Genomic DNA, 25,982 nt, shown 5'->3' with positions numbered 1-25,982 from the left:
AGCGCGCCTTCATCCCGGAGTGCCATGCGCCTGTCTTTGCTTACCGCTGTCTTGGGCCTCAGCCTGGCCCTGCCCACGGCCCAGGCGGCGCTGTTCAGTGAACCGCCCTGGCAGGCCTTGCTCGATGCCGGCCGCGCCGACGAGATGGAACGCCAGGCCTTGACGCGCCTGCGAGAAAAACCTGGCGATTTGCAGGCCAGCGCCGCGCTGGCCCTGGCTCAGATCGATCTGGCCGATCACAAGCGTCAGGAACAGGGCCTGCGCAGCATGCAGGACTGTGTCGACAACAAGCCCGACGAAGCCCTGTGCCCCTATGTGCTGGCCAGCCTGATGACGGTACAGGCCAGCAATGGTGGCGCCTTGAAGGCCTTGTCGCTGGCCGGGCGCATCAAGTCGAATTTCCTGCGCGCGCTGAGCCTGAAGCCCGACATGATCGAGGCGCGCAGCGCCTTGCAGCAGTACTACCTGATCGTGCCGGCGATTGCCGGTGGCGGTGCCGCCAAGGCCCGCGAGCTCGAAGCCGAGGTCCGCAGCAGCCAGCCTGACTACGCGCGATTGATGCGCGCCCGTGCCGCAGCCACCGAGAAAAACTGGGCGCTGATGGAGAAGGAGCTGCGCAGCATCAGCCCGAGTGCGGACGAAGGCTTGCGCGCCGAACTGCGCCTGGCCTGGGGGCTGCTCGCCAAGGAACTGATCGACCAGAAGCAGTACCCGCGGGCCAGGGCCTTGCTGGAGCAGTTGCAGAAGGATCAGCCCAACCATGCGCTGGCTGCCTATGGCCTGGGCCGTATGTACACCGCGATGGAACAGTTTGACGAGGCGATCCGCCAGTTCGAACGCGCCCGCGCACTCGATGGCGCCGAGCAACTGCCGCTGGACCACCGCATCGGCGTGGCACTGCAGGCCAAGGGCGAGAAGGCGCTGGCGCGCGCCGCCTTTGAGCGCTATCTGCAGAACCGCCGCGCCAGCCCGAACAATGTCGAGGACTGCCGCCGTCGCCTGGCCGAGCTGGGCCCGGCACTATGATGCGCGGCTTGTTTCTAGAGGATCTCGACGATGCTTGTGCATCCACAGTTTGACCCGGTTGCCTTGCATCTGGGGCCGGTGTCCATCCATTGGTATGGCCTGGCCTACCTGGCCGGTTTTGCTGCTTTCCTGCTGCTGGCGCGCTGGCGCATCCGCCAGCCATCGCTCGTGCCGCAGGCATGGGTGGCCCAGGATCTCGATGACCTGCTGTTTTACGGGGTGCTTGGCGTGGTGCTGGGCGGTCGGCTTGGCTTTGTGCTGTTCTACAAGCCCGAGTACTTTCTCGCCAACCCGGCCGAGATCATCAAGGTCTGGACCGGCGGCATGGCCTTCCACGGCGGACTGCTTGGCGTCATCGTGGCGCTGGCCGTCTATGGCTGGAAGCGTAGGCGCAGCTTTTTTGACGTGACTGATCTGGTTGCGCCCTGTGTGGGCCTGAGCTTCGGACTGGTGCGCATCGCCAACTTCGTCAACGGCGAGTTGTGGGGCCGGGAAGCCGACGCTTCTCTGCCCTGGGCCATGGTGTTCCCGCAGGCGCCGACGCAAGTGCCACGCCACCCCTCGCAAATCTATCAAGCCATCGGCGAGGGCATGGTGCTGTTCGGCCTGCTTTGGCTCTATGCCCGCAGGCCACGCCTCACCGGGCAGATTTCCGGCCTGTTCCTGTTCCTCTACGGTCTGCAGCGCTTCGTCATCGAGTTCTTCCGCGAGCCTGATGCCTATCTCGGCTTGCAGGCCCTGGGCCTGAGTCGGGGACAATGGTTGTGCCTGCCGATGATTGCCGCCGGATTGCTGATCTGGATCTGGGCCTCGCGGCGCAACCGGCAAGCCTGAAGCCAGAATCCCATGCGTCAAATCTTTTTCGACACCGAAACCACCGGCCTGCGCGCCGAAGCCGGCGACCGCATCATTGAAGTCGGCTGCGTGGAGATGGTGAACCGGCAGCTGACCGGCAACAACCTGCATCTCTACATCAACCCAGAGCGGCCCAGCGACGAAGAGGCGGTGCGCATCCACGGCCTGACCGACGAATTCCTGGCCGACAAGCCCAAGTTTGCCGAGATCGCCGAGCAGCTGCTGGGTTTCCTCGCCGGTGCCGAGCTGGTGATTCACAACGCCGGCTTCGACGTTGGCTTCATGAACGCGGAGCTGCGCCGCCTGGGCAAGCCGCCGCTGACCGAGCTGGTGGGCGGTGTGCGCGACACCCTGCTGATGGCCCGCGACATGTTCCCGGGCAAGGCCAACTCGCTGGACGCGCTGTGCCGGCGCCTGGAGGTCGACAACTCCAGCCGCACGCTGCACGGCGCCTTGCTCGATGCCGAGCTGCTGGCCGAGGTCTATATCCGCCTGACACGTGGTCAGGATGCCCTGCTGATCGACGACAGTTCGGCGCAGTCGGGCCAGTCAGGCGGCGAAATCCGCATCGAGGCGGTCGATTTCAGCCGCTTCGAACTGCCGGTGCTGCGGTGCGACGAGGCTGAGCTGCAGGCCCATCAGGCCGTGCTGGCCGATATCGACAAGGCCAGCGGCGGCAAGCGCATCTGGCAGGAAGACAGCGCACCGGCCTGAAAAATTCTTGCTGCCGCAAGAAATCTCATGGCATAATCGTGGGCTTCCCGGTTAGCGAATGGCTGCAGCTTCCCAAGAGCGACAGTCAGGCGCAGCGACCAAGATGACCGGGCGGTTAGCTCAGCGGTAGAGCACTGCCTTCACACGGCAGGGGTCGCAGGTTCGAACCCTGCACCGCCCACCAGATCATGAAGCCGGCAATCGTATCGGCCTCACCCTGGCAAGATTCATCAGACGTCGCAACGGTCCCGGCCGCTAAATACCGGGCGGTTAGCTCAGCGGTAGAGCACTGCCTTCACACGGCAGGGGTCGCAGGTTCGAACCCTGCACCGCCCACCAGAACAACCCCTCCAGGCTTCACGCCTCGAGGGGTTTTTTCTTGGCTGTTTGCGCGCCAATTACTGATGCGTCGAAATCAACCCGAACGCAGACCACAGAGCCACGGAGACACAGAGAAATTCAGGTCGTGCAGAACCTGCTCCTTTGCTTCCCTGTGTCTCCGTGGTTTGTTCTGACGGATCACTACTCAACGCGAAATAAGCCTTTTTCACTCTGCGGCCTGGAGAGGTAACGGCTCGAGCGGCTGCCTCTTGCCTTTGTCAGGCCTTCAAGGAAGCTTCAGCGTGCCGGTTCGCTCAGCAGTGCATCGAACACGCGCTGATCGGCCGCGGTCCAGCCCTGGATGGATTTCCAGCGCAGGTTGGCGGCGTCATAGCGGTAGCTGGGCCCGGTGCCGTCAGCGATGCGTTGACGCAGCGGCGCCAGCGTGGCTTCGGCGTCGCGCTTCAGGCTGCGTTCGGCAGCGGCCTTGACGATCAGTGCCAGGTCGGACCAGGGATTCGCCTGCAGCGTGGCTGTCGCCTGGTTCAGTGCTTCTTCGGCTTGACCACCGGCCAGGCTGAGCCAGGCCTGTTCGGCCAGCAGCGTGGCATCGGTGGCGTCAAGCAGCAGGGCCTCCTTCAGCTGGCTGCGTGCGGCGTCCAGCCGGCCGGCCAGCAGCAGCTGGCTGAGCAGATCGGCGCGCAGCGCGACCAGGCCGGTGCGCAGGCGCAGGGCCTGGTCGTAGCTCGCAAAGGCTTCGTCCCAGCGCTTGAGCATCGCCAGGCTGGCGGCCTTGCCCCACAGGCCTTCCGGGTGATCGGCTTGTTGGCCGAGCAGCTCTTCAAAGTGCTTCAAGGCAGCGTCAGCCCGACCCAGGCGCAGCTCGTAGTCGGCCAGCTCCAGCGTGTTGCGGCGTTGGTCATCGCCTTGCAAGGCTTCGCGGTTCTGCGCCAGGCCGGCAACGACGGTATCCAGCGAAACGCCGCTGTGCCAGAGGGCCTCGGCGATGGCGCTGCGCACCTTGCCGCTGTTCGGGCGCAACTGCTGCGCCTGATGGGCCAATTGCTTGACGGCTGTCGCATCGCGGCGCAGCGCCAGCGCATGCAGGCGGGCTGCCAGCACCGATTCGTCGGACGGGGCTGCGGCACTGGCCTGCTCGAACTTGGCCACGGCCTCGTCCAGCTTGCCCTGGCTCAGCAGATGGTGTCCTGCATTGACCAGGGCGATGGGCAGGCTGGCACTGGCGTCTTGCATGGCAAACAGGCTGGCCACATAGGCCTGCAGGGCGGGGTCGAGTTCGGTCAGCCGTTCGCGAACTATTTCGCGCGAGTCATAGGCGTCGCGTCGCGGTGAATCCAGTGCGTTTGCGCCTTCGGCGAAGTACTCCCACACCGAGCCACCGGCATAGCGGGACAGAAAGCCCTGCTGGGTGCGTGCATCGCGCTGCTTGGCCTGGCTGTAGAGCTCCTGGATCTGTCGCCACTGATCGGCGGTCAGGACGCCGTGGACCTGGTGGCTCAGCTCATGCAGCACGGTGTTGTAGCGATCGAAGATCGAGCGTTCGACATCCTCGATGCCGGTCACCGTGTTGTGGCCGCCCATGCCGCGCACATCGTCCCAGAGGCGCGAGTCGTAGTCGATGCGCTGGTCCTTCAGCGCCTGGGCCTCCGGTGTCTCCGACAGCCGCATGGCCAGCGGCTTGATGTAGTGCGTGGCGCCGCCAGCCACCAGCACCGGGATGAAGGCCTTCCAGGGCGCGATCGACAGCGCGACCCGCTTCTGGTGACGTGGCGACAGCTCGGCCCAGTTCAGCACATAGCGCTCAATGCCAGGCACGGCGGGCATGGGGGTGGCGGCAAAGCGGCGCTCGGCGTCGGCACGATGAACCTCGATCAGCAGCCGCTGCGATTCCAGCGCCTTGGCCAGCACCGCATGGGCGCGTCCGTGCGCCGGGCAGCGAGCCAGGGCCTGCACGGCGAGCACTCGAGCGCGGGCAAAGTCGCCTTGATTGAAGGCTTCCGAGGCCTGGAGAACCAGGTTGTTAGCTTGCTCGAATGCCGTGCGATTCTGTGCGGCCAGCTGCGTGTAGTTCAGCCTCGCATAGCCATTGCCCAGGTAATAGTGGGCCATCTCATGATCGGGATTCAGCACGATGGCGTGTTCGATGGCGCTGATCGCCGCATCGGTCTTCCCTAGGCGTATCAAAGTCTCGGCCAGCGCGAGCTGGTTGTCGGCGGTGTCGTGCTTGGCCACCGACTGTTGCAACAGCTGCAGCGACTCGTCGTACTGGCGGCGCTGGTAGGCCAGCAGGCCCAGTCCTCGCAGGGCGTTGGCCTGAGAGGCCAGGTCGCGGCGGTTTTTTGCGGCCTGGCCGGCCAGCTTGAAGCAGCGTTCCGCCTCGTCAAAACGGCGCAGATCGAGTGCCTGCCGGCCCGCGGCCAGCCAGTCGGTGGCGGCTGCCTGGCCGCTTCGCAGCATGGCCTGGCTGCGCCGCTCGATCGCGGCCTGGTCGTCGCGCAGTTGCAGCCACTGGTAGATCAGCGTGCGCTCGGCGGCGCTGGGCTGACGCTTCTTCAGCAGGGTCTGTAGTGCCGGTTCCGCGGCTGCGAAGTCCTGTCGCTGTAGCTGGCCTTCGAGGACAGCCAGGGCGGAGGGGATGCTTTGCGCCGTTGCGGCAGAGACCTGGCTGCTCAGGCCCAACAGGCCCAGGCTCAGTTGTAGAGCCAGGCCGAGGCCGAGCAGGGTAGGGCGATGGATTGATTTGCGCATGGGGCGGACCAATCCGCACTTGCCGGCAGGATTGCACGGGATGCCAGGGCACGGATTGGCGAAACGGAGCTTGTTGAAGCGGCGGATTGTCTACGGCCGCCGCACAAATCCGTTGGTCATGCTGGGCGGCTGCGCCAAAGGGCGAATCGCCGGCCGACGAACTACTGGCTGAGCGCCTGCGCCGCCTCGGCCTGGGTCTCGAAATAGCGCTGGGCGCTGAACGAGATCGTCGACATCAGGCTGGTGCCGCCAAGAAACAGGCAGGCAATCACCGCAATGATGACGGCCCAGCCGCTCTTGCGGCCGGGCTGGCCGGGGTTGTGGCGCTGGTCCCATTGCTCATCGCTGCACAGGCCCCAGACGATGCCGTTGAGCATGGCGATGCTCAGCATCAAGCCCAGCAGCGGCATCAGCACCCAGGCCAGACGGTCGTCTTGGCCCAGTTCGTTCATGCGCTGTACGCCATAGAGGCCCGCCAGCGTCGGCCAGGGGTGCAGCCAGGCCAGCTTGTCCTTGAAACCATATACATAGAGTCGGTGCAGTCCCAGGCTGCCCAGGCCGAGGGCCAACCAGGTGGCGATGGTTTTCGATTTGTAATTGTTTTCGTTCATCGCGGGGTCTCAGGAGTCTTGTTCGGGCTGGCTTTGATCGCCCTGGCCCAAGGTGCGCTGCATCATCACCACATCCAGCCAGCGGCCGAATTTCCAACCGGCGGACTTCAGCACGCCGGTGTGGGCAAAGCCCAGGCTGCGGTGTAGGCCAACCGAGCCGTGGTTCTCGGCGTCACCGATCACGGCCAGCATCTGCCGGGCGCCAGCCGCTTCGCAGCGGGCGATCAGCTCGGCCAGCAGCAGTCGTCCCACGCCCTGGCCCTGGGCAGACGGGTGCAGATAGATCGAATCCTCGACGCAGAAACGGTAGGCCAGCCGGGGGCGGAAATAGTTGGCGTAGGCATAGCCCAGCAGCTGGCCGTCACGTTCGGCCACCAGCCAGGGCAGCCCACGGCCCAGCACCTCGGCACGGCGACGGGCCATTTCGGCCTGGTCTGGCACCTCGGTTTCAAAGGTGCCGGTGCCGTTTTGCACGGCCAGGCCATAGATTTGCTGGATGGCCGGCAGGTCGCCGTCTTGGCTGGGGCGCAGCACAAGGGTGCCGCTCTTGATTTGTGTCGTCATGATCCTGCTCATTGTGCCGTAACACGTCTATAATGTCGGGTTTTGGTGCTGGTCGGCTCGCGAGAGTTGGCGTATCTACAGCGGCCAAAAAACAAAAGCCACGACACTTGTGCGGCGCCAGGCCTTCAATTGATGAAGTCTGAGCAAAGCGAGGTGTTTTTTCGATCTGCTCGCCCTGAGTGTCTCCTGGTGCGGTGGAACGCTTAAGAACTAAGGATTCATCATGGTCGTGATTCGACTCGCACGCGGCGGCTCCAAGAAGCGCCCCTTCTACAACATCGTTGTGGCCAACAGCCAGCAACGCCGTGACGGCCGCTTCATCGAGAAGGTCGGCTTCTACAACCCCGTGGCTTCCGGCGCTGCCGAGTCGCTGCGCGTGGCCCAAGACCGCGTCGCCTACTGGGTTGGCGTTGGCGCCCAGCTGTCGCCGACGGTGACCCGTCTGGTCGATCAAGCCAAGAAGGCTGCAGCCTGAGCTGTTGGTCTGAGACTGCCTGAATGACGCCCGTTGATCGCCTGAACGCCGCCGCTGCCGCTGAGGCAGCCTGGCCGGATGACGCGATCGAGGTCGGGCGCATTCTGGACGCCTGGGGCATCAAGGGCTGGATTCGCGTCCAGGCCTATTCCACCGATCCCCAGGCCCTGTTTGGCTCGCGCCGCTGGTTCTTGAAAGCCAGCGACGAAGCCCCTGCCGCCAAGGCCAAGACCTTGCCGGCCGTGCTGAAGATTCTTTCGGTGCGTGATCATGGCGACGGCATCGTTGCCCAGATCGAAGGTGTCAGCGACCGCAATGGCGCCGAGGCCCTGCGAGGTGCCCGCATCTTCATTTCACGTGCCCATTTCCCCAGTGCCGATCCCGACGAGTTCTACTGGGTTGACCTGATCGGCCTGACCGTCGTCAACCGCCAGGGTGAGACCCTGGGTGAGGTGGTCGGTCTGATGGACACCGGCCCGCACGCGGTGCTGCGCATTGCGCCGCCGGGTGCCGTGGCGCCGGTCAAGCCAGACCAGGAACGCCTGGTGCCGTTTGTTTCCGCCTTTGTCGATGATGTGAGCCTGGCCGAACGCCGCATCACGGTCGACTGGGGCCTGGACTACTGAGCCCAGCACTGGCGCTGCTGCAAGCGCGCAGGCCCCGCCGCGATGCGCTTTGATCTGATCACCCTGTTTCCCGAGCTCTTCACGCCTTTCCTGAGCGTGGGTGTGGCGCGGCGCGCCTTTGACAGCGGGCAGATCGAGGTCCAGCCCTGGCAGCTGCGCGATTTCGCCGACGACAACTACCGCCGTGTCGACGACCGTCCCTATGGTGGCGGCCCCGGCATGGTGATGCTGGTGGAGCCGCTGGAGCGGGCGCTGGCGGCGGCCAAGGCGGCGCGGTTGGCTGCGGGTGCGGATGCCGCCAGCGGCGGCGTGCCGGCCATCATTCATTTCACGCCAACCGGCCGGCGCATTGATCAGGCCTTGGTGCAGGAACTGGCGCAGGGGCCCGGCGCGGTGCTGCTGTGCGGCCGCTACGAAGGCATGGACCAGCGCTTTCTGGATCGCCATGTGACGCTGGAGCTGAGCCTGGGCGATTTCATCCTCTCCGGCGGTGAGCTGCCGGCGATTGCCCTGCTCGATGCGATTGCCCGCTTGCAGCCTGGTGTGCTCAACGATGCCGCCTCGCACGAGCAGGACAGCTTCTCCGATGGCCTGCTCGATTGCCCGCACTACAGCCGCCCCGAGGTCTTGCGCGATCTGCCGGGGCAGAGCGAGGACTTGCCGGTGCCGCCGGTGCTGCTCTCGGGCCACCACGCGCAGATCGCACGCTGGCGCCGCGAGCGCTCGCTGGAGCTGACGCTGCGCCGCCGGCCCGAGCTGATTGCCGCGGCACGCGCGGCGGGCAAGCTCAGCAAGCAGGACGAGGCTTTCCTCAAGGCTTTGCAGGCGCTTTGACGAATTCGGCCCACGGGCTATAATGATCGGCTTTTCGATCCTCTACCGGGCCAACAGCCAGGGGCGAGCACGGATTTCAAGAGTGGTTTGCCAGCGATGACGGCCACACAAGATGCAGTGCTGACACCTGAGCCTATTTCTCGCATTCCGCAAGAGCGCCGGCAAGATCATTTGGAGAAACCATGGACTTGATCCAAACCCTTGAGCAAGAAGAAATTGCTCGCCTGAACAAGACCATCCCCGCTTTCGCCCCCGGCGACACGGTGATCGTCAGCGTCAACGTCGTTGAAGGCACCCGCAAGCGTGTGCAGGCTTACGAAGGCGTCGTGATTGCCAAGCGCAACCGCGGCCTGAACAGCAGCTTCATCGTGCGCAAGATCTCCAGCGGTGAAGGCGTGGAGCGTACGTTCCAGCTGTACAGCCCGCTGATCGCCTCGATCGAAGTCAAGCGTCGCGGCGATGTCCGTCGCGCCAAGCTGTACTACCTGCGTCAGCGCAGCGGCAAGTCGGCACGTATCAAGGAAAAGCTGGCCTGATCGTTTCACGATCAAGCGCTTTCCAAGAGCGTTGGGCCTCGAAGGCCCGATCAAAGCCACCCGGTGCAAGCCAGGTGGCTTTTTTCATGGCCGTGCTCATGCCGGGGTGTGGAGGGTTGCAGCTGTTATTGTCAAAGCGCTTTATGCTTGAACGATGTCGCGTCCCCCCATCCTGAATCCGCAAGCGATACCCGTCGTTGGCACCGATGCCCAGCTCAAGCCCATCAGTGCGGAGCGATTGCTGCCGGCCGGCTTGCGCCAGCATTTCGCCACCGTGGCGAACGCAGACTGGCAACCGGAACTCAGCGGCGATGGCGGCCGCCACACGACGCGCGAGCCGGCTGCGGCCGCCGTGCTGCTGCCCTTGGTCGAGCGCGAGGACGGTCTGCAGGTGCTGCTGACCCAGCGCACCGCGCACCTTCGCGATCACGCCGGGCAGATCAGCTTTCCTGGCGGCCGCAGCGAGCCCGAGGACGGCACGGCGGTCGAGACCGCCTTGCGCGAGGCCGAGGAGGAAATCGGCCTGCCGCGCAGCCATGTCGAGGTGCTCGGCCAGTTGCCGATTTACACAACGGTGACGGCCTTTCGGGTGACGCCGGTGGTGGCGCTGGTGCGGCCCGGCTTCGCGCTGCGCCTCGATGAATTCGAGGTGGCCGATGCGTTTGAGGTACCACTGCAATTCCTGATGACGCCGGCCCATCACCGGCGCCACGTCTTTCACTGGGAAGGCGGCGAGCGGCAGTTCCTGTCGATGCCGTGGACGGGGTCAGGTCTTGCCGGCGTCGAGCGCGAGTTCTTCATCTGGGGGGCGACGGCCGCCATGCTGCGCAACTTCTACAGCTTTCTGTCGCGCTGAGCCCTGGGGCGGCGGGTAGCGCCGCTATCATCCGGAGCCATGAACTTCTTCGCGGTTTTGCTCGCCTTGATCTGCGAGCAGCTCAAGCCCTTGCCCCACGGTAATGCCGTGCACCAGGGCGTCATTTCCTGGGTGCGCTGGACGGGGCGCAATTTCGATGCCGGCCGTGAGCACCATGCCGGCGTGGTCTGGGCCATCACCGCCCTGGGCCCGGCGCTGCTGGCCGCCATCATCTATCTGACGGTGCGGCATTTCAGCGTCTTGCTGGCGCTGGGCCTGGATGTGCTGGTGCTCTATCTGACCCTGGGATTTCGCCAGTTCAGCCATTACTTCACCGACATCCGCGATGCGCTGGAGCGCGGCGACGAGCTGGAAGCCCGGCGCCTGCTGGCCGAATGGCGCCATCTGGATGCCAGCGAGCTGCCGCGCACCGAGCTGCTGCGCCATGTGATCGAGCATTCGCTGCTGGCCGCCCACCGCCATATGTTTGGCGTGTTCTTCTGGTTCGTGCTGCTGTCGACGCTGGGCCTGGGTCCGGCCGGAGCCATCCTGTACCGGATGGCCGAGTTCGCCAGCCGCTACTGGGCGTTCAAGAGCCGCACCATCGATGCGCCGACCAACGAGCGGCTGATGCACCTGTCGCGCCGCTGCTTTGGCTGGGTTGACTATGTGCCAGCGCGGCTGACGGCCACCGGCTTTGCCATCGTCGGCAATTTCGAGGAAGCGGTGAATGTCTGGCGCCGCGATGCAACGCTGTGGATGCATCCCAATGAAGGCATCATCCTGGCCTCGGCCGCCGGTGCGCTGGGCGTGCAGCTTGGCGGTTCGGCCGCGCCGGGCGTGACGCCCGATCGCAGCAAGACCTTTGAAGCCGGTGGCGATATGGATGCCACCCGCGCCGAAGGCTCGACCCCCGGCGATCTGCCGGCGCTGGGTCATTTGCAGAGCGTGGTCGGCCTGGTCTGGCGCTCGGTGGTGCTGTGGATGCTGCTGCTGGCGCTGATGACGCTGGCCAATCTGGTCGGCTGATCCCGCGCTTCAGCCGCGCCAGCGTTGCAGGCGTGGCAGCAGCTGACGTTCCAGCCAGCGCTTCAGCGGCGTCTTCTGTGTCTCGGTCACGCTGCCCAGCAGCACGCTGGCGGCCAGCGCCAGCCCGACCACCGTCAGGTAGCGGCCATAGCCGGCGGTTGATCCCTCCAGCACGGCGGTGAAGAAGTGCAGGAGGGGCAGGTGGAACAGATAGATCGAAAAGGTGAAGCCGGCGGCCAGCGCGATCGGCTTGTGCAGGCGCTGCATCAGCGCACCCAGGCCTGAGGCACCGTCGCGCACCAGCGCGCGAAAGCCGATGAAGTTGGCGGCAATCAGCAGCGCCAGCAGGTAGTCCCCCAGGAAGTGCTTGGAGAAATTCAGATTCAGGTAAAGCCAGGGGCTGAGCTGCGCGGCGGTCCAGGCTGACAGGCTCTTGCTCAGATCCAGCGTCTGGAAGGCGACGATGCCGGCCACCGAAGCCAGCCAGAGCAGGGCGCCCGGCGCGCTCGCCAGTGCCTGCGCTGCACGCCAGCGATAGAGCACCACGCCCAAGGCCCAGATCGGCGCCAGGATCAGGATCTTGGGGCCGATCAGCAGCGCGGCCAGCATGAGGTAGAGGCCGCGCCGCGCCGCCGGCGCATAGGCCCAGATCGAGAACAGCAGGTAGTAGCTCATCTCGTAACACAGCGACCAGTAGGGCGAGTTCGAGAAGGGCATGATGGAAACGAACCACAGCTCATTGCTGAAGCTGAGGCTGGCCGCCAGGCGCAGCAGCCAGTGATCGTGGGTGGTCAGGTTGCCGGCATAAAAGCCGGGGTTCAGCGCCGCACCGACGAGATCGCACAGCAGCGTCAGCGCCAGTGCCGGCAGGGCCACCGAGTAGATGCGCGCGAAACGGCTGACCCAGTAGCTGCTGGCCGTTTTTTCCTTCACATCGGCCACATAGGCGATCACATAACCCGAGAGCAGAAAGAACACGACCACCGCGTTGTGGCCGAAGGACTGGGGCAGGATGCTGTGATCGATCAGCGCCCGCGAGTTGGCATGCGAGAGCAGCACGGCCAGGGCCGCCAGCAGGCGCAGCAGGTCGAGATAGGCAGAGAACTGAGGCGTCATGCGGGCGGTCGGCAATGGGCGGCGCTGCCGACTCAGGCCTTGTTGCGGCGGGCTTCGAACTCTTCGGAGGCCTGGGCGGTGGCATGGCCCATGGCGGTCTTGAAATGGCGCAGCAAGGCCGAGGGCGAGGACAGGTTCTCGCCGCGGCGGCTGAACAGATGGCGGGGCAGCAGGGTCAGCGCATAGAGCTTTTCAGGCAGCTTGCGCCGTGCAATCACCAGGCCGCGGAAATTCGTCCACCACCAGTCCGAGGCCTGCAGGAAGGGCTCCAGGCGCGGGATGCCCAGCGCCGGGTGGTAGAGGTTGAAGGCGATGGTGATGCGCTGGGTGTCGCCGCCATAGACCTCGACAGAATGCATCAGGCTGGCCGGGAACATCACCATTCGGCCATTGGCCGGCGTCATGACGAAATCGCGGCGCAGGGTGTCGGCGTTCTGGTTGACGTCGATGGCGACACGGGTCCAGTCCTCGAAGCGGGTGCGGCCACCGCCGGCCGCACCGCGCTGGATATCGCCGACCTTGACGTAGTAGACACCGGAGAAGAAGGAGTAGCGGCCCAGATGATCGTGGGTGCGGTTGAAGTGCCCCTTCTCATTGACGTTGGCCCAGGCGCGGATCTTCCAACCGCTGTCGAACACCGGATCACGACGGCCGATCTGGCGGGCCGTGTACTCGCGGGCCAGTGTCTCGATGCGTTGCACCAGCGCGCGGGTGGCCGGGTCGTCCCAGCTTTGCAGATCGGTGTCCGATTGCCAGCCGCCACGGTTGGTCTTGACGACGCCGGTATGCGTCTCGCGGCGGTTCAGCACCGCCTGGATCAGCGCCTCGTTCAACGCTTCGCTGTCCGGCCAGTCGAAATGCATCACCGGCGAGGGGAACAGCAGCTCCATCTTGGCCTGGCTGGTATCGGCGCTGAGTTGCGGATTGGTCGTCATGTCCATGGTGTGTAAGGCCCGTCTTGAGGGGCCGTTCAGCGAGTCTGGGGCGGCCCTTGCGCGTCAGCGAGGGCGGGGCCGATTGGACTGCAGGAGCGCAGCCAAGTCACCCCATTGAGCAGGGGGGATTGTCACCGCTGCGGCACAGATGCGCCGCAGTTTGACCTGGCTCAAATTCGATACCGTTGATTTGCGCTCTGCAGGCTCAGGGCTGCAGCAGTGTTTGCTGCAGGAAGAGCAGGGTCGCGTAGAACTGGTAGTCCTGGTTCTCCTTGCGCTGGAAGCCATGGCCCTCGTTCTCGGCGCGCAGATACCAGACCGGCGTGCCGCCCGCCCGCACCTTGGCGACGATCTGCTCGGCCTCGGTATAGGGCACGCGCGGGTCGTTCTTGCCCTGGATGACGAACAGGGGCTTCTTGATCCGCTCGGCATTGCTCAGCGGCGAGATGCGCTCGAGGAATTCGCGCATCGCCGGCTCGCGCTCATCGCCATACTCGACCCGGCGCAGGTCGCGGCGGTAGCTCTCGGTGTTTTGCAGAAAGGTGACGAAGTGCGAGATGCCAACCACATCGATGGCGCCGGCGATCCGGTCGGCATAATGGGTGGAGACCGCCAGCGTCATATAGCCGCCGTAGCTGCCGCCGGTGACCAGCACCCGCGAGGCATCGAGCTGCGGCTGGGTGGCGATCCAATCGAGCAGGGCGTCGATGTCCTTGACCGAATCCTCGCGCTTGAAGCCGTTGTCCAGCGCCAGGAAGCGTTTGCCGTAGCCGGCCGAGCCGCGCACATTGGGCTGGATGATGGCGATGCCCAGCTCCTGCAGGAAGTAGTTGTTGCGGCCCAGAAAGCCGACGCTGGCCTGCGATTCCGGGCCGCCGTGGATGCTGATGATGACCGGCCGCTTGCCGGCAAAACGCGCCGGCGGCAGGCTCAACAGGCCGGAGATGGTTTCACCGTCAAAGCTTCTCCAGCGCACGATCTGCTGCTCGCCGAACTGGCTCACGTCGATGCCGGCCGGCACCTGCGGGCGTGTCCAGGTTTGCAGCGTGCCCTTGGGGTCAAGGCTGACGATCTGGCTCGGGCCTCGCGCATTGTTCAGCGCCAGAGCCAATTGCTGGCCCTTGGCGTCGAAATGTGCGGCCGTCACGCTGCCGGCCGGCAGCGCGGGCCGGGGCAGCTCCTTCAGACTGAGGGCATCAAAAAGGCGCAGCTCGCGCCGGCCATCGACATTGGCAATGGCAGCCAGGCGTCGGCCATCGGCGCTCAGTGCCACGTCGCTGATGTCCCAGGGAATCTGGCTGCTGACGCGGCGCAAGTCACCGTTGGCGAGCGTCAGCCGGGCCAGTTCAAGGAACTCGCCAAAGCGGTCACTGGTCAGCCAGAGCTGCTTGCCATCACGGCTGAACTCGGCCGGTGCATAGAAGGCCGGGCCGTCCTGGCTGCCAGGGCGGGGCAGCAGCTGGCGGCTGGCACCGCTGCGCAGGTCGAGCAGCCAGAGCTCTGCTTCGGTGGCCGACACATAGCGGATCAGGGCCGCCTGCTTGTCGTCGGGCGAGACGCTGCGCAGGCTCCAGCCGCCGCCAGGCAATTCGGCCAGCTTGCGCCGGCCCTCGGGCTTCATCGGATCGAGCAGCCAGAAGCTGGTATTGACCTCGGCGCGGCTGCCGCCTTTGGCGGTGCGGTCCAGCGGGAGGGCGCTGTAGATCAGTTCAGAGCTGCGATGCAGCCAGGTCTGCAGCTCATGCCGCTGCTCAGACGGCGTCAGTTGTTGCGCTGGCTGTCCGCTGCCGTCCAGGCGGTAGAGCTGCCCCTCCTCGGAGCCGCCGGCGCTGCGCTCGAACACGATGTAGCGGCCCTGGCGGGGCTCGTAGCTGGCGCGGGTGACCGGGTCGGCCCCCTCGGTCAGCTGCTCGGGCTCGCCGAGCGGGCTGCTGAGCCGGTAGAGCTGCGCGGTGTTGGCGCCCAGCTTGCGATGCGAGATCAGCATCTCGCGCCGGCTGGGATGCCAGTCGACAAAAGCATGGCCACGGAAATCGTTGTAGGCGCCAACGCGATCGGCCAGGCTTTGGGGCACGTCCGGGATGCCCTGGACCAGCAGGCGCGGGTTAGGCGCATAGACGGTGGCAGCACCATCCTCGGCCAGGGTCGCGCTGGGCGCGGTGATCAACAGCGCAACAGCCAGCCAGGCGGCTTGATGCAGGCGGGGCAGGGGGAGCTTGGGCATGGGAAGGCGTCGTGGCAGGCCTTGTGGGCCAGGAAAAGAAAAAAGCCGCCACCTGCGTCGGCAGGCGGCGGCTCTTGATTGTGCCCAGTTGTGGCGCGGACTGCCTCAGGCCCAGCCCTGAGCCCGCGGGCTCACTGACGCTGCGCTATTGGCTCTGCTGGATGCCGGCAATTGCCCAGTCGCGGCTGCCGTCCAGCGGGCGCAGCAGATGCCAGATCTCGTCAAAGCTTTCCGGCGCGGCGCCTTGCTGTTCGCGCAGTTGGCCCCAGAAACGCACGCTGACGATTTGCTGGCCCTGTTCCTGGGCACGTTCGATCACGCGGGCATCGAGTTGCAGCACTTCGGTGCTCTGTGCGGCACCGCGGCGCTCGAGCAGATCCTGCTGAATGGCCGCATACATCTCCGGCGTGGTGAACTTGCGCAAATCGTTCTGATCACCGGTATCGTTGGCCGCCTGCAAGCGGATGAAGACGCGCTTGGCCAACTGCTCGAAGCCGGCGGTATCGAAGCCATCGGTGGCCGCTGGGGCAGCGGCTGGCTGCCAGGCCGCTGTGCCGGTTTGGGGGGCGGCTGGCATGCCGGCGAACTGCAGGCCGGCGGGCGCGCCCGAGGCCGCGGCACGGCGGCGCATCAGCCAGCCGATCAGCGCCATCAGGGCGAAGCCGATCAGGGCGATGGTCATCACATTGGCCAGCGCACCGCCCAGGCCGAAATGGCTGGCCAGCGCGGCAATCCCGAGGCCGGCGGCGATGCCGGCGATCGGCCCCAGCCAGTTGCGCTTGGGCGCAGGTGCTGCCGCCGCTGCCGGCGGCGTGGCGGCCTGCTGGGGCGCGGCGCTAGGCTGGGGCGCCGGCTTGGGCGTCTCATGCGGTGCGGTTGCCGGCGGCGGCGTGCGCTTCATGCCGGATGAGCCACCACCGCCCAGGCGCTTGGCCTCGACGGGGCCGAGCAGGCCCAGGGTCAGCGTCAGGCTCAGCAAGGTCACAAGCAGTCGTTTCAATTGGGGTCTCCATGCGGGCATGACGCCCGAGCAGCGTTAAATGAGGTTGGAGCGGGAGACTTCAAGCCTCACGCACATCCGCCAGCACCTGGCTGCCGAAGTCTGGGCGGCGCAGCACGGCCAGCACACGGGCGGCGGCCTCGGCGGGACTGCTCAGCTGGCCGGCTTGCTTGAAGCCGGCGAAGACGGCCTGATCGGGGAACTGGGCGGCATCGGCGCTGCGCAGCTGGACCTGCATATCGGTGTCGATGATGCCAGGGGCCAGCGACACCACCTGGGCGGCCGGCCGCCCCTGGGCCTGCTTGTGCGCTTCGTCCAGCGCCATCGCGCGTGACAGATTGTCCATGCCGGCCTTGGCGGCACAGTAGCCAGCGCTGCCGGCCATGGCGCGGCGGCCCAGGCCGGAAGAGATGTTCAGCACCCGGCGTGGGCAGCTCCAGTCCGCCGTCGCTTCGAGCACCGCGGCGCTGAGCAGCAGCGTGGCCTCGAGGCTGACCCGCAGGGCCGCTGACAACTCGGCCAGCGGTCGCGCGTCGACCGGGCCTGGCGGGCTGAGCAGGGCGGCGTTGTTGATCAACTCCAGCGAGGCGATGCCCGCTGGCGCCTGTGCGATCAGCCAGTCGCGCAGGCGCTCGGCCACCGGCAAGGGCTCGCTCAGGTCGGCCTGCCACTGCAGCAGGAACTGCTCGGGCGCGCCCAGCTCGGCGGCACGCTGTTGCAGGGCCTGGCTTTGGCCGCGCGAAATGCCCAGCACCAGGCGGTCTGGCGCGAGCAGCTGCAGCGCGATGGCCTCGCCCATGCCTCGCGAGGCGCCGGTAATGATGCTCAGGTGTTTGATGGCGGTGTTCATCGGCCCATTGTCGGTCAGCTTGCGACCTGTCATAGGTCAAGCGGGCGTCGACTCCAGCACCCTATAGTCGCGCCGATGAAAAAGCAGATCTGGATGGCCCTGGCCGGCGTCGTGCTGGCGATCTTCGTGCTGGCCTTTGCGCCGGTGCTGTGGCAGATGGTGCAAGGGCCAGGTGTTGCCGCGACGGCTGAGCGTGACTTGCCCTGGCAGGTCGAGACCCTGGGGGAGGGGCGCTCGCGTGTCTTTGGCCTGGAGCCCGGTCGCAGCACCCTGGCCGATGCCGTGTCGCGCTGGGGTGATGCCTTGCAGCTGGCCTTGCTGGCCGCGCCCGGCGAAGGTGGTCAGCTGGAAGCCTTTGTCGATGGGGCGACCTTGGGCTTTGTCAGCGGCAAGCTGGTCCTGGTGGCTGATCTGCCGGCGGCGCAGGCGCAGGAGATGCAGGCGCGCGCCAGCAAGACCGAGGTGCTGGCCAGTGGGGCGCGGCGCTACACGCTGGCGGCCGCCGACCAGCCGCTGGCGCTGTCGCAAAGGCTGAGCACCATCAGCCTGCTGCCCAGCCTGAGCCTGGACGAGACCACACTTCTGCAGCGATTTGGCCCCCCGAACGAGCGTGTGCTGGTGCAGGGGCAGCTCCATCTGCTGTACCCGGACAAGGGCCTGGACATCACCCTGGGCACAGAAGGCAAAGCGGCGCGACCGCTGCTGCAGTATGTGGCGCCGCGCGAGTTCACCCGCCTGACGGCGCCGCTGCGTCAGAACGGCGGCGGGCAGTAGAACTGCCGGGCCGGACAGTCGCCGAGCGCCGGCAGGCTGAGCGCGCAGGCATGCAGCATCAGCCGGGGCGCCCGGGCCTGGTCGGCCGGGCTGGCGTAGAGCGCATCGCCCAGGATGGCATGGCCGGCGGCTTGCAGATGCACGCGCAACTGGTGCGAGCGGCCGGTGACCGGTTCCAGCGCCAGGCGGCTGCACTGTGCCACCGCGTCGCGCGACAGCACCCGCACCCGCGTCAGCGAAGGCTTGCCCTCGGTGAGGCAGACCATCTGCCGCGGCCGGTTCGGCCAGTCGGTGCGCAGCGGTAGCGCGATTTCAAACTCGTCGCGCTCGGGCAGGCCGCTGACCAGCGCTTCGTAGCGCTTGTGCACCTCGCGTCCGGCGAATGCGGCACTGAGTTGGCGCTGCATCTCGGGTCCACGCGCCAGGAGCAACAGGCCCGAGGTGGCCATGTCCAGCCGATGGACGATCAGCGCATCGGCGAAGCGGGCCTGGACGCGGGCGCTGGCGCAGTCCTGCTTGTCCTCGCCACGGCCAGGCACCGAGAGCAGGCCGCTGGGTTTGTTGACCAGCACCAACTTTTCGTCGGCGTGCAGCACCTCAATAGTGAGTGGCAGAGGGCTGCTGCTTGTGGTTGATGGCCAACTGGACATTGCTGAACAGCTGGCCATGCCGGCAGATCTGGGCGCTGTGGTCATGGTGCCATTGTCGGCCCTGACTCAGTGGCAGCTTTGCCCGGCGGTCTGTTGGGTGCAGCTCTGGAAGTCGACGGTCATCAGCAGGCCATCGCCGCTTCTGCCACTCAGGCGCAAGGTTTTCATTTGGTTGGCGACCAGGCCGCTGCTGCCGGCCGTCGCAGCCAGACTGGCGCTGGTCGCAGCGCCGCTGAGGGCGACACTGCCCAGCTTGGCGGCAGCGCAACCCGCCGGCCCACAGAGAGACAAGCTCTCAAGACCAAGGCTTGCGGCCGCTTGTGTCCAGGTCAGGTTCAGCTTGATGGGAGCATTGGCAGCACTGGTCAAGGCACTCAGGACGATTCGGCTGGCGGTGCTGAGGCTGGGCCACGGCAGCGTCGGCAGTTGCACATCCAAGGGCGGCGTGGCGGGCAAGTTGATGCGCATGCCCGGGAGCGTAAAGCCGCTTGGGATGTAGGGCGTTGTGCAGCCGGCGTTCGAGTAGAAGAGCAAAGTCAGCGTCGGGCCAGCGCGCATGACATTGCGCGCAATGTCGTCGCCGCTGCTGCCGGTCGCCAGTGGAATCCACACGTCGTCATTGACGCGTGCCGTACCTTGACCAAGCACTACCGCTGCCGGGCCATCATCCGCATCCATGCGGAGCAGAGACATCCAGGTCGCAGCAGGCAGGGGCTTGAAAAATGCCAAGGTCTGGTTGAGGCCGGACTGGTCCAGCTGGGTCACGCGAACGCAGTTCAAACCAATCTGCACCGGAATGAACAGACCCAGTGAGCGGCTGTAACTGTCGACGACCGTCGCCCCATCGACGCGCCTTTGCAGCAGCACGGCAGTATCAGTGCGCACATTCAAGGTCGTGGGCTCTCCGACGAAACGCCAACTGTCTCCTTCCTTGCGCAACAGCACTTCGCCGAGATTCTTGGCTTGGCCCGATTCGGCTCGCAACAGCAGTTTTATGCGGCACAAGGGCATGCTGCCGCCTAAATCGCAGCTCAGCAGATCGGGGCTGGGCATGGTGTAGCCCCACAGCGCCGGGCCGTTGCTGAAGAAGCCGTTGAAGAAGGCGCACATGCCAGAGGCGACCTGAGGGCCGCCGACCAAGGCGACGCTGCCCTCGGGCGTGAAACGGGCATCGCTGGCCATCAGATCAGCAATGCCGCCGCTGCAATCGCCGCTGCTTTTCAGCGCCGCGGTCATGGCACGAGCAAAGGTGTCGATGCCGCTTAAGTCTGTGCTGGCCAGCTGGGCAGGTACTGCGATCTGCCCTTGTGTAGTGCCAGGCTCAAGGTAGACATTTCCGCTGCCGAGCCTGGGGCTGATCTGGACGTAGGGCTTCACATCCTTGGCGATAGTGATGGCCAAGCCATCGAGCAGCCTGTCGTAGCCTTGGCGGGAGGCGGGAATCAGCGCATCGCTCAGCAGGTCTGCATTGCTACTCATTCCCGCATCCAGCAGTGCTGGAGCGATGGCGTTGCGCAACTGCGTTTGTGCCTTGGCGATGTTGATGCTGTCTAGGCCGCCAACTGTGCCGGTTAGAAGGTCCTCGGGCAGCTGGCTGCTGGCCAAAACCATCACCGCCGTACCCAATGGCGTGAGCTGAGTCGCGCCACCGGTTTGGGTCAGTCCGTGCACGCAGCGAAAACGCTCACCGACCATGCCGCAAGCCTCCAGGCGAAACGGGCTTTTGCCAATCAGTGGAATCGGACCGTAGCTGCCGTCTGCGGCTACCGAGAGGCCGCTGGCGATGGTCGCGCCGCTGCCGTCGACGACCCGCAACTTCGCGCCAAACAAAGGGATGCCGGCAGCCACCACGCCGCTGGCTGGCGTGGGTGTGGGTGTGGGCGTTGGCGTTGGCGTGGGTGTGGGTGTGGGTGTGGGTGTGGGTGTGGGTGTGGGTGTGGGTGTGGGCGTTGGCGTTGGCGTGGGTGTGGGTGTGGGTGTGGGTGTGGGTGTGGGTGTGGGTGTGGGTGTGGGTGTGGGCGTTGGCGTTGGCGTTGGCGTTGGCGTGGGCGTGGGCGTGGGCGTGGGCGTGGGCGTGGGCGTGGGTAGGGGCGCGGGGGCCGGGCTAGGCACCGGTACAGGAATCGGCGTTGGCGTTGGGGTTGGAACAGGGCTGGGCGCTGGGCTGCTGCCCCCCCCGCCACCACAGGCGCTGAGGACGAGGGCCAGCGGCAGCAAGGTACCGCTGAGTAGGGCTTGGACGGGGCGCTGGCGCCGGCTCATAGGAATCTCCGCTGGGGGCAGGCGGCTCACCCATGGATTGGCGGCACGCACTTCAACAGCCAAGCTTAGGCACAGGCCAAGCGTCTGTCAGGCCGATCAGGGCGATATCGGCCCTGCTATTGCACCGTCCGTCCGTGGCGGCAGGGCCTGTCGACAGGAGTTAGAACTGCTCGATCCAGCCACTTTGCATGGCCGACTGCGGATTGGAGCCTGCCTGGCGCACCGCATGCAGCGCCTCTGCGCTGCTCAGTCCCAGGACTTTCAAGGTGCAGGCCGCCACCGTGCCGGTGCGGCCCATGCCGGCAGCGCAGTGCAGCAAGGCCTGTTCGCCCAGCTCCATCGAATGGGCCAACTGCTGGACGCCCAGGCGGAAGGCGGCCGGATCGGCGCCGAGCCCGAAATCGCGCATCGGCAGATGCTGCCAACGAAATGGCAGGCGCCCTTCAGCGATGGCCTTGTGATACGCCGGCGAGAGCTGGGCGACTTCTTCCAGTGGGTTCAGGCAGACCACTAGGTTCAGCTGGCGCAGCCGCGCTTCGTCAAGAAAGGCGCCGAACGACTCCAGCCGCCCCGGCATTGAATGCAGCCAGAGCCGACCCTTGATCGACGGAGGGAGAGCGATCGCACGAAAAGCCATGGACGGATTTTGCTGCACGGCGTGGTGCCAGCAAGGCCCTGTTTGGGCGACATTCGCCCACGGCTCGCGTAGGCCTGCCGACATCATGGATAAATAAACTATTGGTTTATTTATGCCGAAGATCCATGCATGATGCCGGCCATGAATTCACGCACCAGTCCCCGTTGCCGCAAGCGATTGCAGCACTCCTCTTGCGCAGGCCGAGCATGAGCGCAATCTCCCCGGGTGCTGAGCCCGCGCAAGACCTGACCCCGCTGCGCCATCCGATGTGGGTGGTAGCCGCCGTGTGCGCCCTGGCACTGATGAGCACGGCCGGCGTTGCCATGCCTTATCCCATCCTGGCGCCGATTTTCGTCAGTGGCGCGGTTGATGGCTTCACCCACTTTGCAGGCCAGGATCCCAAGCTGCTGATGGGCATCGCGCTGGCGGCCAATCCGCTGGGCATTCTGCTGGGCAGCCTGTTCATTGCGCCGCTGTCGGATCGTTATGGTCGCCGTGCGGTGCTCAGCGTCACCCTGCTGGCCACGCTGATCGGCTATCTGCTCAGTGCGCTGGCGCTGGCGCAGCGCCAGTACCTGCTGTTTGTGCTGGCGCGCTTCCTGACTGGCGTGACCGAGGGCAATGTGGCGGTGGCAAGGGCGCTGCTGGCCGATATGCATGCCCAGGTGGATCGCACGCGCGCCTTTGCCTGGCTGAATGCCTGCCTGTATGCCGGCTGGTTGCTTGGACCCTTGGTAGGCGGGCTGACGCTGCCCTTGGGCGAACCCGTCCCATTTGTCCTGGCTGGGCTGGCGATGCTGCCTTGCCTGCTTGTTCTGGGACTGGGTGTGCCGGCGGCTAAGCATCAGGGTGCGAGCCCGGCCTTGTGGCAGGCGATGCGCGAGCAGCAGGCCTTCGGCCTCTTGAAGCAGGACGCCGTGCTGGCACGGCTCTTTGTGCTGCAGCTGGTCTATACCGTGGGCCTGAACGGCCTCTATGAATTCGCACCGCTGTGGATGCTGGAAAACGCCGGCCTGGACAGCCGCGGCATTGCCCTGGTCACGGCCGGCCAATGCGCGCTGATGACGCTGGCCAGCGTGGCAGCCGGTCGCTTTGGCGGTCAGGCTGCTCATCCGCTCGGACGCGCCGCCAAGATGGCGCTATTGGCCGCCGTCGGCCTGCTGCTGCTGGCAGCATTGCCCGGGCGGGCCGGTCTGCTGGTGATCATGGCACTGGGCGCACCGCTGGCGCTGTACAACGCGGTGCTGCCGGCCTGGATGTCCGAGCGCTTTGCTGCCCATGGGCAGGGGCGGGTGATGGGCCTGCTGTCGACCATCTTCTGCCTGGGCAATGTGATCACCGCCTTGGGCGGCGGCCTGCTGGCCTTGCTGTCGACCCGCTGGATCATGGGCCTGGGCGGCCTGATGTGTCTGCTGGCGGCCGGCCTCTTGCTGCGCCTGGCCGCCAGTGAGGCGAAGCAATGAAGTCCGCCGCCGACGCCCTGCTGTTTCAGCTGAAGAGCCGCGGCGAGCAATCGGCGGCAACGCTGGCCGCGGCCCTGGCCATCACGCCGATGGGGGCGCACAAGCAGCTGCAGCAGCTGCTGGAGCAAGGCCTGGTCAGCAGCAGCGATCATGTTGACGGTCCCGGCCGACCCAAGCGGCTGTGGCGGCTGACGGCCACCGGCCATGGCCGCTTTCCGGATCGGCATGGCGAGCTGGCGCTGCAGCTGATCGAGCAAACGGCGGCCCTGTTCGGCCCGGAGGGGCTGGAGCGCTTGATCGCTGCCCGCGAGGCCAGCGTCCGCGATCGCTATCTGGCGCGGCTGGCCACTGCGCGCGGCCTGGCAGAACGCCTGCGCCGGCTCTGTGCGCTGCGCGCCGAAGAGGGCTATATGGCGCGACTGGAACGCGACGGGCCGGACTGGCTGCTGGTCGAGGACCATTGCCCGATCTGTGCGGCGGCCAGCGCCTGCCAAGGCTTCTGTCGTTCGGAGCTGGCGCTGTTTCAGTACTGCCTGGGGAAGGGCGTCGCGGTGCGGCGCGATGAGCACCTGCTGGCCGGTGCGCGGCGCTGTGCCTACCGGGTCAAGGTCGTGCATGCCTGAGCCCGGCCGGGCGTTGTGCCGCCTGGGCCCGCAGGCCTCAGTCGCCACGGCGATGAAGGCACGGTTTCGCCATTCTTTTGGCGCCGGCTCGGCGGCTGCGCTGCGTCGGTGTGGCGACGAAGCGCCGCTTAAACGAAGACGTAGACCCGGACGCGGACTCTGCTTGTAATCCCTGTGGCGCTGGCAGACGTGGGCGTGGCAGCATTTGATGCTCTCACACAGGCGATGCCGATGAATGACACCGATATCCCAGCTGTTGCGTCGCTGGACGATCCCGCCGACGCTGCCTGGGCAACCTTGTTTGAGCTGGCGCCGGTCTCCTTGTGGCTGGAGGACTTCTCCGGCCTGGCTCGCTTGTTCGCGGCATGGCGCTCGATGGGCGTGGTCGACCTCCATGCGCACCTGGGGCAGGACCCGGCCCATGTGCAGGCCTGCATCCGCAAGCTCAGGGTGCTACGTGTCAATGAGCGCAGCGTGCAACTGCTCGGCGCGCCGGACGCAGCCACGCTGCTGGCCCGACTCGACGAAGTCTTTCGCGGCGATCTGCTTGAGCACCTGGTGCCGGAGCTGGTGCACCTCTGGGAAGGGCGTTTGAGCTTCAGCTGTTCGGCTGTCAACTACACGCTGGATGGGCGACGGCTCGATGTGATGCTGCAGATCCGTGTGCTGCCCGGTCATGAGCAGAACTGGGGTCGGGTCTTGCTGGCGCTTGAAGACATCAGCGAGCGTGAACGAGCGCGGCTGGCGCTGCAGCGCGCCGAGCAGTATGCGGCCGCCTTGTTCGAGCATTCGCCGGTCTCGCTGTGGGTGGAGGACTTCAGCGCGGTCAAGCGCGAGCTGGATCTCCTGTCTGCCAGCGGTGTGCATGATCTTGGCGCTCATCTTGCCGGTCATCCAGAATTCATCCGGCACTGCCTGGCTCAGGTCCGTGTGCTGCAGGTCAATCGGCACACGCTGCGCCTGTTTCGTGCCGCTGATCAGGCCAGTCTGGTTTCGAACCTGCCCCGCTTGCTTCGGGACGAGGTGCTGGTGCCCTTTGCCGAGCAGCTGGTCGAGCTCTGGAACGGGCAGCTGGTGCAGCAGCGCGAGACCATCAACTACACGATGGATGGCGAACTCATGCATATGCAAATGCAGTTCGCTGTGCTGCCCGGCCACGAGAGCGACTGGTCGCATGTGCAGATCTCGCTGACGGATATCAGCGCGCGCAAAAAGGCCGAGGCCTATCTTGAATACCTCGGCAAGCATGATCCATTGACGAAGCTGGGTAACCGCAGCTTCTTTAGCGAAGAAGTGGCGCGGCTGGAACGGCGGGCGCAGGGGCCGGTGGCGGTGCTGGTGATCGATGTCAACGGGCTCAAGCAGGTCAACGACGAGAGCGGACACGCCGCAGGCGACGCGCTGCTGCGCCGGGCTGGTGAAGTGCTGATGGCGGTGATTGAGCCGCCGATGTCGGCCTCGCGGATCGGCGGCGATGAGTTTGTGTTGCTGCTGCCTGATGCTGATCAGGCGCGCGGCGAGCGGCTGGTGGCTGAACTGCAGGAACTGTTGGAGATGAACAATCAGTTCCATGGCGGCTTTGCGCTGAGCTTTGCTACCGGGCTGGCGATCTGGCAAGCCGGTGAACGCATGGAACTCACCGTGCAGCGTGCCGACGAGGCCATGTATGCATTGAAGCGCAGCTTCTACGCCAATCGCGAGCACGAACGTCGCAGAGGGCTGCGAGCCGGCGACGCGATGCCCGCCTCGTCTCAGGAGACGATATAGGCCGCCGCGCCGGTCGCCAGCAGGCGGTCGGCGGCGTCGCGAAACTCCATCCGGGTGCTGGCCACGCGGCTGCCCAGGCGCAAGACCTCGGCATGGGCGTGGAAGCTGGGGCCGGTGGCCGGACGCAGATAGTCGATGCGCAGGTCGATGGTGCCCAGCTTGCCGAAGCGGTGCAGCCGCGCTGCCGCACTTTCATCGAGATGCCGGGTGCCTATGGCCGCCATCACCGCCAGGCCGCCCATCGCGTCCAGCGTGGCGCTGATCACGCCGCCATGCAGACGTTGATGGGTGAAGTGGCCGATCAGCTCAGGCTTCATCGTGATGGCCGCGCGGGCCGATTCCGCCGCCAGCTGCTCGACGCGCAGGCCCAGCACCTGGTTGAAGACGATCTGCTCCTCAAAAATCTTGCACAGGGCGGCGGTGAATTCGTCGTCAAAGACGCTGATGATCGCGCTCATGAGGGCA

The 25,982-nt window shown here is 65.9% G+C and carries 25 protein-coding genes and 2 tRNA genes; 15 read left to right on the top strand and 12 right to left on the bottom strand.

Going from position 1 to position 25,982, the window contains the following annotated elements:
* The first annotated feature begins 24 nt into the window (after positions 1 to 24).
* The 5 genes from RQP53_RS07220 (at position 25) to RQP53_RS07200 (ending at position 2,934) form a co-directional block, all read left to right on the top strand.
* Entirely contained in the window at positions 25 to 1,026 is a 1,002-nt protein-coding gene (locus RQP53_RS07220) for a tetratricopeptide repeat protein (RefSeq protein WP_315649544.1), read from the top strand.
* 30 nt (positions 1,027 to 1,056) lie between these two features.
* The gene (gene lgt / locus RQP53_RS07215) at positions 1,057 to 1,860 is read left to right on the top strand and encodes a prolipoprotein diacylglyceryl transferase (protein ID WP_315649543.1); all 804 of its coding nucleotides are present in this window, start codon (positions 1,057 to 1,059) and stop codon (positions 1,858 to 1,860) included.
* Positions 1,861 to 1,872: 12 nt separating this feature from the next.
* The gene (gene dnaQ / locus RQP53_RS07210; protein ID WP_315649542.1) at positions 1,873 to 2,595 is read left to right on the top strand and encodes a DNA polymerase III subunit epsilon; all 723 of its coding nucleotides are present in this window, start codon (positions 1,873 to 1,875) and stop codon (positions 2,593 to 2,595) included.
* A gap of 109 nt (positions 2,596 to 2,704) precedes the next feature.
* Positions 2,705 to 2,779, top strand: a tRNA-Val gene (locus RQP53_RS07205).
* A gap of 80 nt (positions 2,780 to 2,859) precedes the next feature.
* A tRNA-Val gene (locus RQP53_RS07200) sits at positions 2,860 to 2,934 on the top strand.
* A 279-nt stretch (positions 2,935 to 3,213) separates the two neighbouring features.
* On the opposite strand, the gene RQP53_RS07195 is transcribed toward RQP53_RS07200, so the two are convergent.
* The 3 genes from RQP53_RS07195 to RQP53_RS07185 all read right to left on the bottom strand — a co-directional run bounded on the left by RQP53_RS07195 (position 3,214) and on the right by RQP53_RS07185 (position 6,860).
* Positions 3,214 to 5,685, bottom strand: coding sequence for a tetratricopeptide repeat protein (locus RQP53_RS07195; protein ID WP_315649541.1), 2,472 nt, complete (start codon positions 5,683 to 5,685; stop codon positions 3,214 to 3,216).
* 161 nt (positions 5,686 to 5,846) lie between these two features.
* The gene (locus RQP53_RS07190) at positions 5,847 to 6,296 is read right to left on the bottom strand and encodes a hypothetical protein (protein ID WP_315649540.1); all 450 of its coding nucleotides are present in this window, start codon (positions 6,294 to 6,296) and stop codon (positions 5,847 to 5,849) included.
* A gap of 9 nt (positions 6,297 to 6,305) precedes the next feature.
* On the bottom strand, positions 6,306 to 6,860 hold the full coding sequence (locus RQP53_RS07185; protein WP_315649539.1) for a GNAT family N-acetyltransferase: 555 nt from the start codon (positions 6,858 to 6,860) through the stop codon (positions 6,306 to 6,308).
* 223 nt (positions 6,861 to 7,083) lie between these two features.
* Here RQP53_RS07185 and rpsP point away from each other — a divergent pair, with 223 nt between their 5' ends.
* From rpsP to RQP53_RS07155, 6 genes are all read left to right on the top strand, one after another.
* Positions 7,084 to 7,335 carry a 30S ribosomal protein S16 gene (gene rpsP, locus RQP53_RS07180; protein ID WP_315649538.1) on the top strand — a complete coding sequence of 84 codons (252 nt, stop codon included), beginning with the start codon at positions 7,084 to 7,086 and terminating at the stop codon, positions 7,333 to 7,335.
* A 23-nt stretch (positions 7,336 to 7,358) separates the two neighbouring features.
* Positions 7,359 to 7,961 carry a ribosome maturation factor RimM gene (rimM, locus tag RQP53_RS07175; RefSeq protein WP_315649537.1) on the top strand — a complete coding sequence of 201 codons (603 nt, stop codon included), beginning with the start codon at positions 7,359 to 7,361 and terminating at the stop codon, positions 7,959 to 7,961.
* Between the two features lie 42 nt (positions 7,962 to 8,003).
* Positions 8,004 to 8,795: a tRNA (guanosine(37)-N1)-methyltransferase TrmD gene (trmD, locus tag RQP53_RS07170; RefSeq protein ID WP_315649536.1), complete on the top strand. Its 792-nt coding sequence runs from the start codon at positions 8,004 to 8,006 to the stop codon at positions 8,793 to 8,795.
* Positions 8,796 to 8,977: 182 nt separating this feature from the next.
* A complete protein-coding gene (rplS, locus tag RQP53_RS07165) occupies positions 8,978 to 9,331 on the top strand; it encodes a 50S ribosomal protein L19 (RefSeq protein WP_089417256.1) in 354 nt (117 codons plus the stop codon).
* A 154-nt stretch (positions 9,332 to 9,485) separates the two neighbouring features.
* Entirely contained in the window at positions 9,486 to 10,187 is a 702-nt protein-coding gene (locus RQP53_RS07160; RefSeq protein WP_315649535.1) for a CoA pyrophosphatase, read from the top strand.
* 39 nt (positions 10,188 to 10,226) lie between these two features.
* A complete protein-coding gene (locus RQP53_RS07155) occupies positions 10,227 to 11,216 on the top strand; it encodes a CobD/CbiB family protein (RefSeq protein WP_315649534.1) in 990 nt (329 codons plus the stop codon).
* A gap of 9 nt (positions 11,217 to 11,225) precedes the next feature.
* Here RQP53_RS07155 and RQP53_RS07150 read toward each other — a convergent pair whose 3' ends face one another.
* The 5 genes from RQP53_RS07150 to RQP53_RS07130 form a co-directional block, all read right to left on the bottom strand.
* Positions 11,226 to 12,332 carry an acyltransferase family protein gene (locus RQP53_RS07150; protein ID WP_315649533.1) on the bottom strand — a complete coding sequence of 369 codons (1,107 nt, stop codon included), beginning with the start codon at positions 12,330 to 12,332 and terminating at the stop codon, positions 11,226 to 11,228.
* A gap of 32 nt (positions 12,333 to 12,364) precedes the next feature.
* Positions 12,365 to 13,273, bottom strand: a complete 909-nt coding sequence (locus RQP53_RS07145; protein ID WP_315649532.1) for a TIGR02466 family protein — start codon at positions 13,271 to 13,273, stop codon at positions 12,365 to 12,367.
* A 199-nt stretch (positions 13,274 to 13,472) separates the two neighbouring features.
* The gene (locus tag RQP53_RS07140) at positions 13,473 to 15,491 is read right to left on the bottom strand and encodes a S9 family peptidase (protein WP_315649531.1); all 2,019 of its coding nucleotides are present in this window, start codon (positions 15,489 to 15,491) and stop codon (positions 13,473 to 13,475) included.
* A 145-nt stretch (positions 15,492 to 15,636) separates the two neighbouring features.
* Complete coding sequence (locus tag RQP53_RS07135) at positions 15,637 to 16,491, bottom strand: Tim44 domain-containing protein (RefSeq protein ID WP_315649530.1); 855 nt, start codon at positions 16,489 to 16,491, stop codon at positions 15,637 to 15,639.
* 61 nt (positions 16,492 to 16,552) lie between these two features.
* Positions 16,553 to 17,341, bottom strand: a complete 789-nt coding sequence (locus RQP53_RS07130) for an SDR family NAD(P)-dependent oxidoreductase (RefSeq protein ID WP_315649529.1) — start codon at positions 17,339 to 17,341, stop codon at positions 16,553 to 16,555.
* Positions 17,342 to 17,416: 75 nt separating this feature from the next.
* Here RQP53_RS07130 and RQP53_RS07125 point away from each other — a divergent pair, with 75 nt between their 5' ends.
* Positions 17,417 to 18,115, top strand: coding sequence for a hypothetical protein (locus tag RQP53_RS07125; RefSeq protein WP_315649528.1), 699 nt, complete (start codon positions 17,417 to 17,419; stop codon positions 18,113 to 18,115).
* On the opposite strand, the gene RQP53_RS07120 is transcribed toward RQP53_RS07125, so the two are convergent.
* The 3 genes from RQP53_RS07120 to RQP53_RS07110 all read right to left on the bottom strand — a co-directional run bounded on the left by RQP53_RS07120 (position 18,094) and on the right by RQP53_RS07110 (position 21,664).
* A complete protein-coding gene (locus tag RQP53_RS07120) occupies positions 18,094 to 18,765 on the bottom strand; it encodes an RluA family pseudouridine synthase (protein WP_315649527.1) in 672 nt (223 codons plus the stop codon). The genes RQP53_RS07125 and RQP53_RS07120 overlap by 22 nt on opposite strands.
* 66 nt (positions 18,766 to 18,831) lie before the next feature.
* Complete coding sequence (locus RQP53_RS07115) at positions 18,832 to 20,877, bottom strand: hypothetical protein (RefSeq protein WP_315649526.1); 2,046 nt, start codon at positions 20,875 to 20,877, stop codon at positions 18,832 to 18,834.
* A 310-nt stretch (positions 20,878 to 21,187) separates the two neighbouring features.
* Entirely contained in the window at positions 21,188 to 21,664 is a 477-nt protein-coding gene (locus RQP53_RS07110) for a protein-tyrosine phosphatase family protein (RefSeq protein WP_315649525.1), read from the bottom strand.
* Positions 21,665 to 21,870: 206 nt separating this feature from the next.
* Between RQP53_RS07110 and RQP53_RS07105 the strand changes: the two genes are divergently transcribed.
* The 3 genes from RQP53_RS07105 to RQP53_RS07095 all read left to right on the top strand — a co-directional run bounded on the left by RQP53_RS07105 (position 21,871) and on the right by RQP53_RS07095 (position 25,517).
* On the top strand, positions 21,871 to 23,127 hold the full coding sequence (locus tag RQP53_RS07105; protein ID WP_315649524.1) for an MFS transporter: 1,257 nt from the start codon (positions 21,871 to 21,873) through the stop codon (positions 23,125 to 23,127).
* The gene (locus RQP53_RS07100; RefSeq protein WP_315649523.1) at positions 23,124 to 23,750 is read left to right on the top strand and encodes a helix-turn-helix transcriptional regulator; all 627 of its coding nucleotides are present in this window, start codon (positions 23,124 to 23,126) and stop codon (positions 23,748 to 23,750) included. Before RQP53_RS07105 ends, RQP53_RS07100 begins: the two co-directional genes overlap by 4 nt.
* Before the next feature lie 231 nt (positions 23,751 to 23,981).
* Positions 23,982 to 25,517: a sensor domain-containing diguanylate cyclase gene (locus RQP53_RS07095; protein WP_315649522.1), complete on the top strand. Its 1,536-nt coding sequence runs from the start codon at positions 23,982 to 23,984 to the stop codon at positions 25,515 to 25,517.
* Here RQP53_RS07095 and RQP53_RS07090 read toward each other — a convergent pair.
* Positions 25,502 to 25,975 carry a thioesterase family protein gene (locus tag RQP53_RS07090; protein WP_315649521.1) on the bottom strand — a complete coding sequence of 158 codons (474 nt, stop codon included), beginning with the start codon at positions 25,973 to 25,975 and terminating at the stop codon, positions 25,502 to 25,504. The two genes, RQP53_RS07095 and RQP53_RS07090, sit on opposite strands and share 16 nt — an antisense overlap.
* Positions 25,976 to 25,982: the final 7 nt, after the last annotated feature.

It is taken from the genome of Roseateles aquae (genome assembly GCF_032337115.1).
Taxonomy (GTDB): Bacteria; Pseudomonadota; Gammaproteobacteria; order Burkholderiales; family Burkholderiaceae_C; genus Roseateles_C; species Roseateles_C aquae.
The sequence above is the reverse complement of the archived record's forward strand: the minus strand, read 5'-3'. Positions and strand labels throughout refer to the sequence as shown.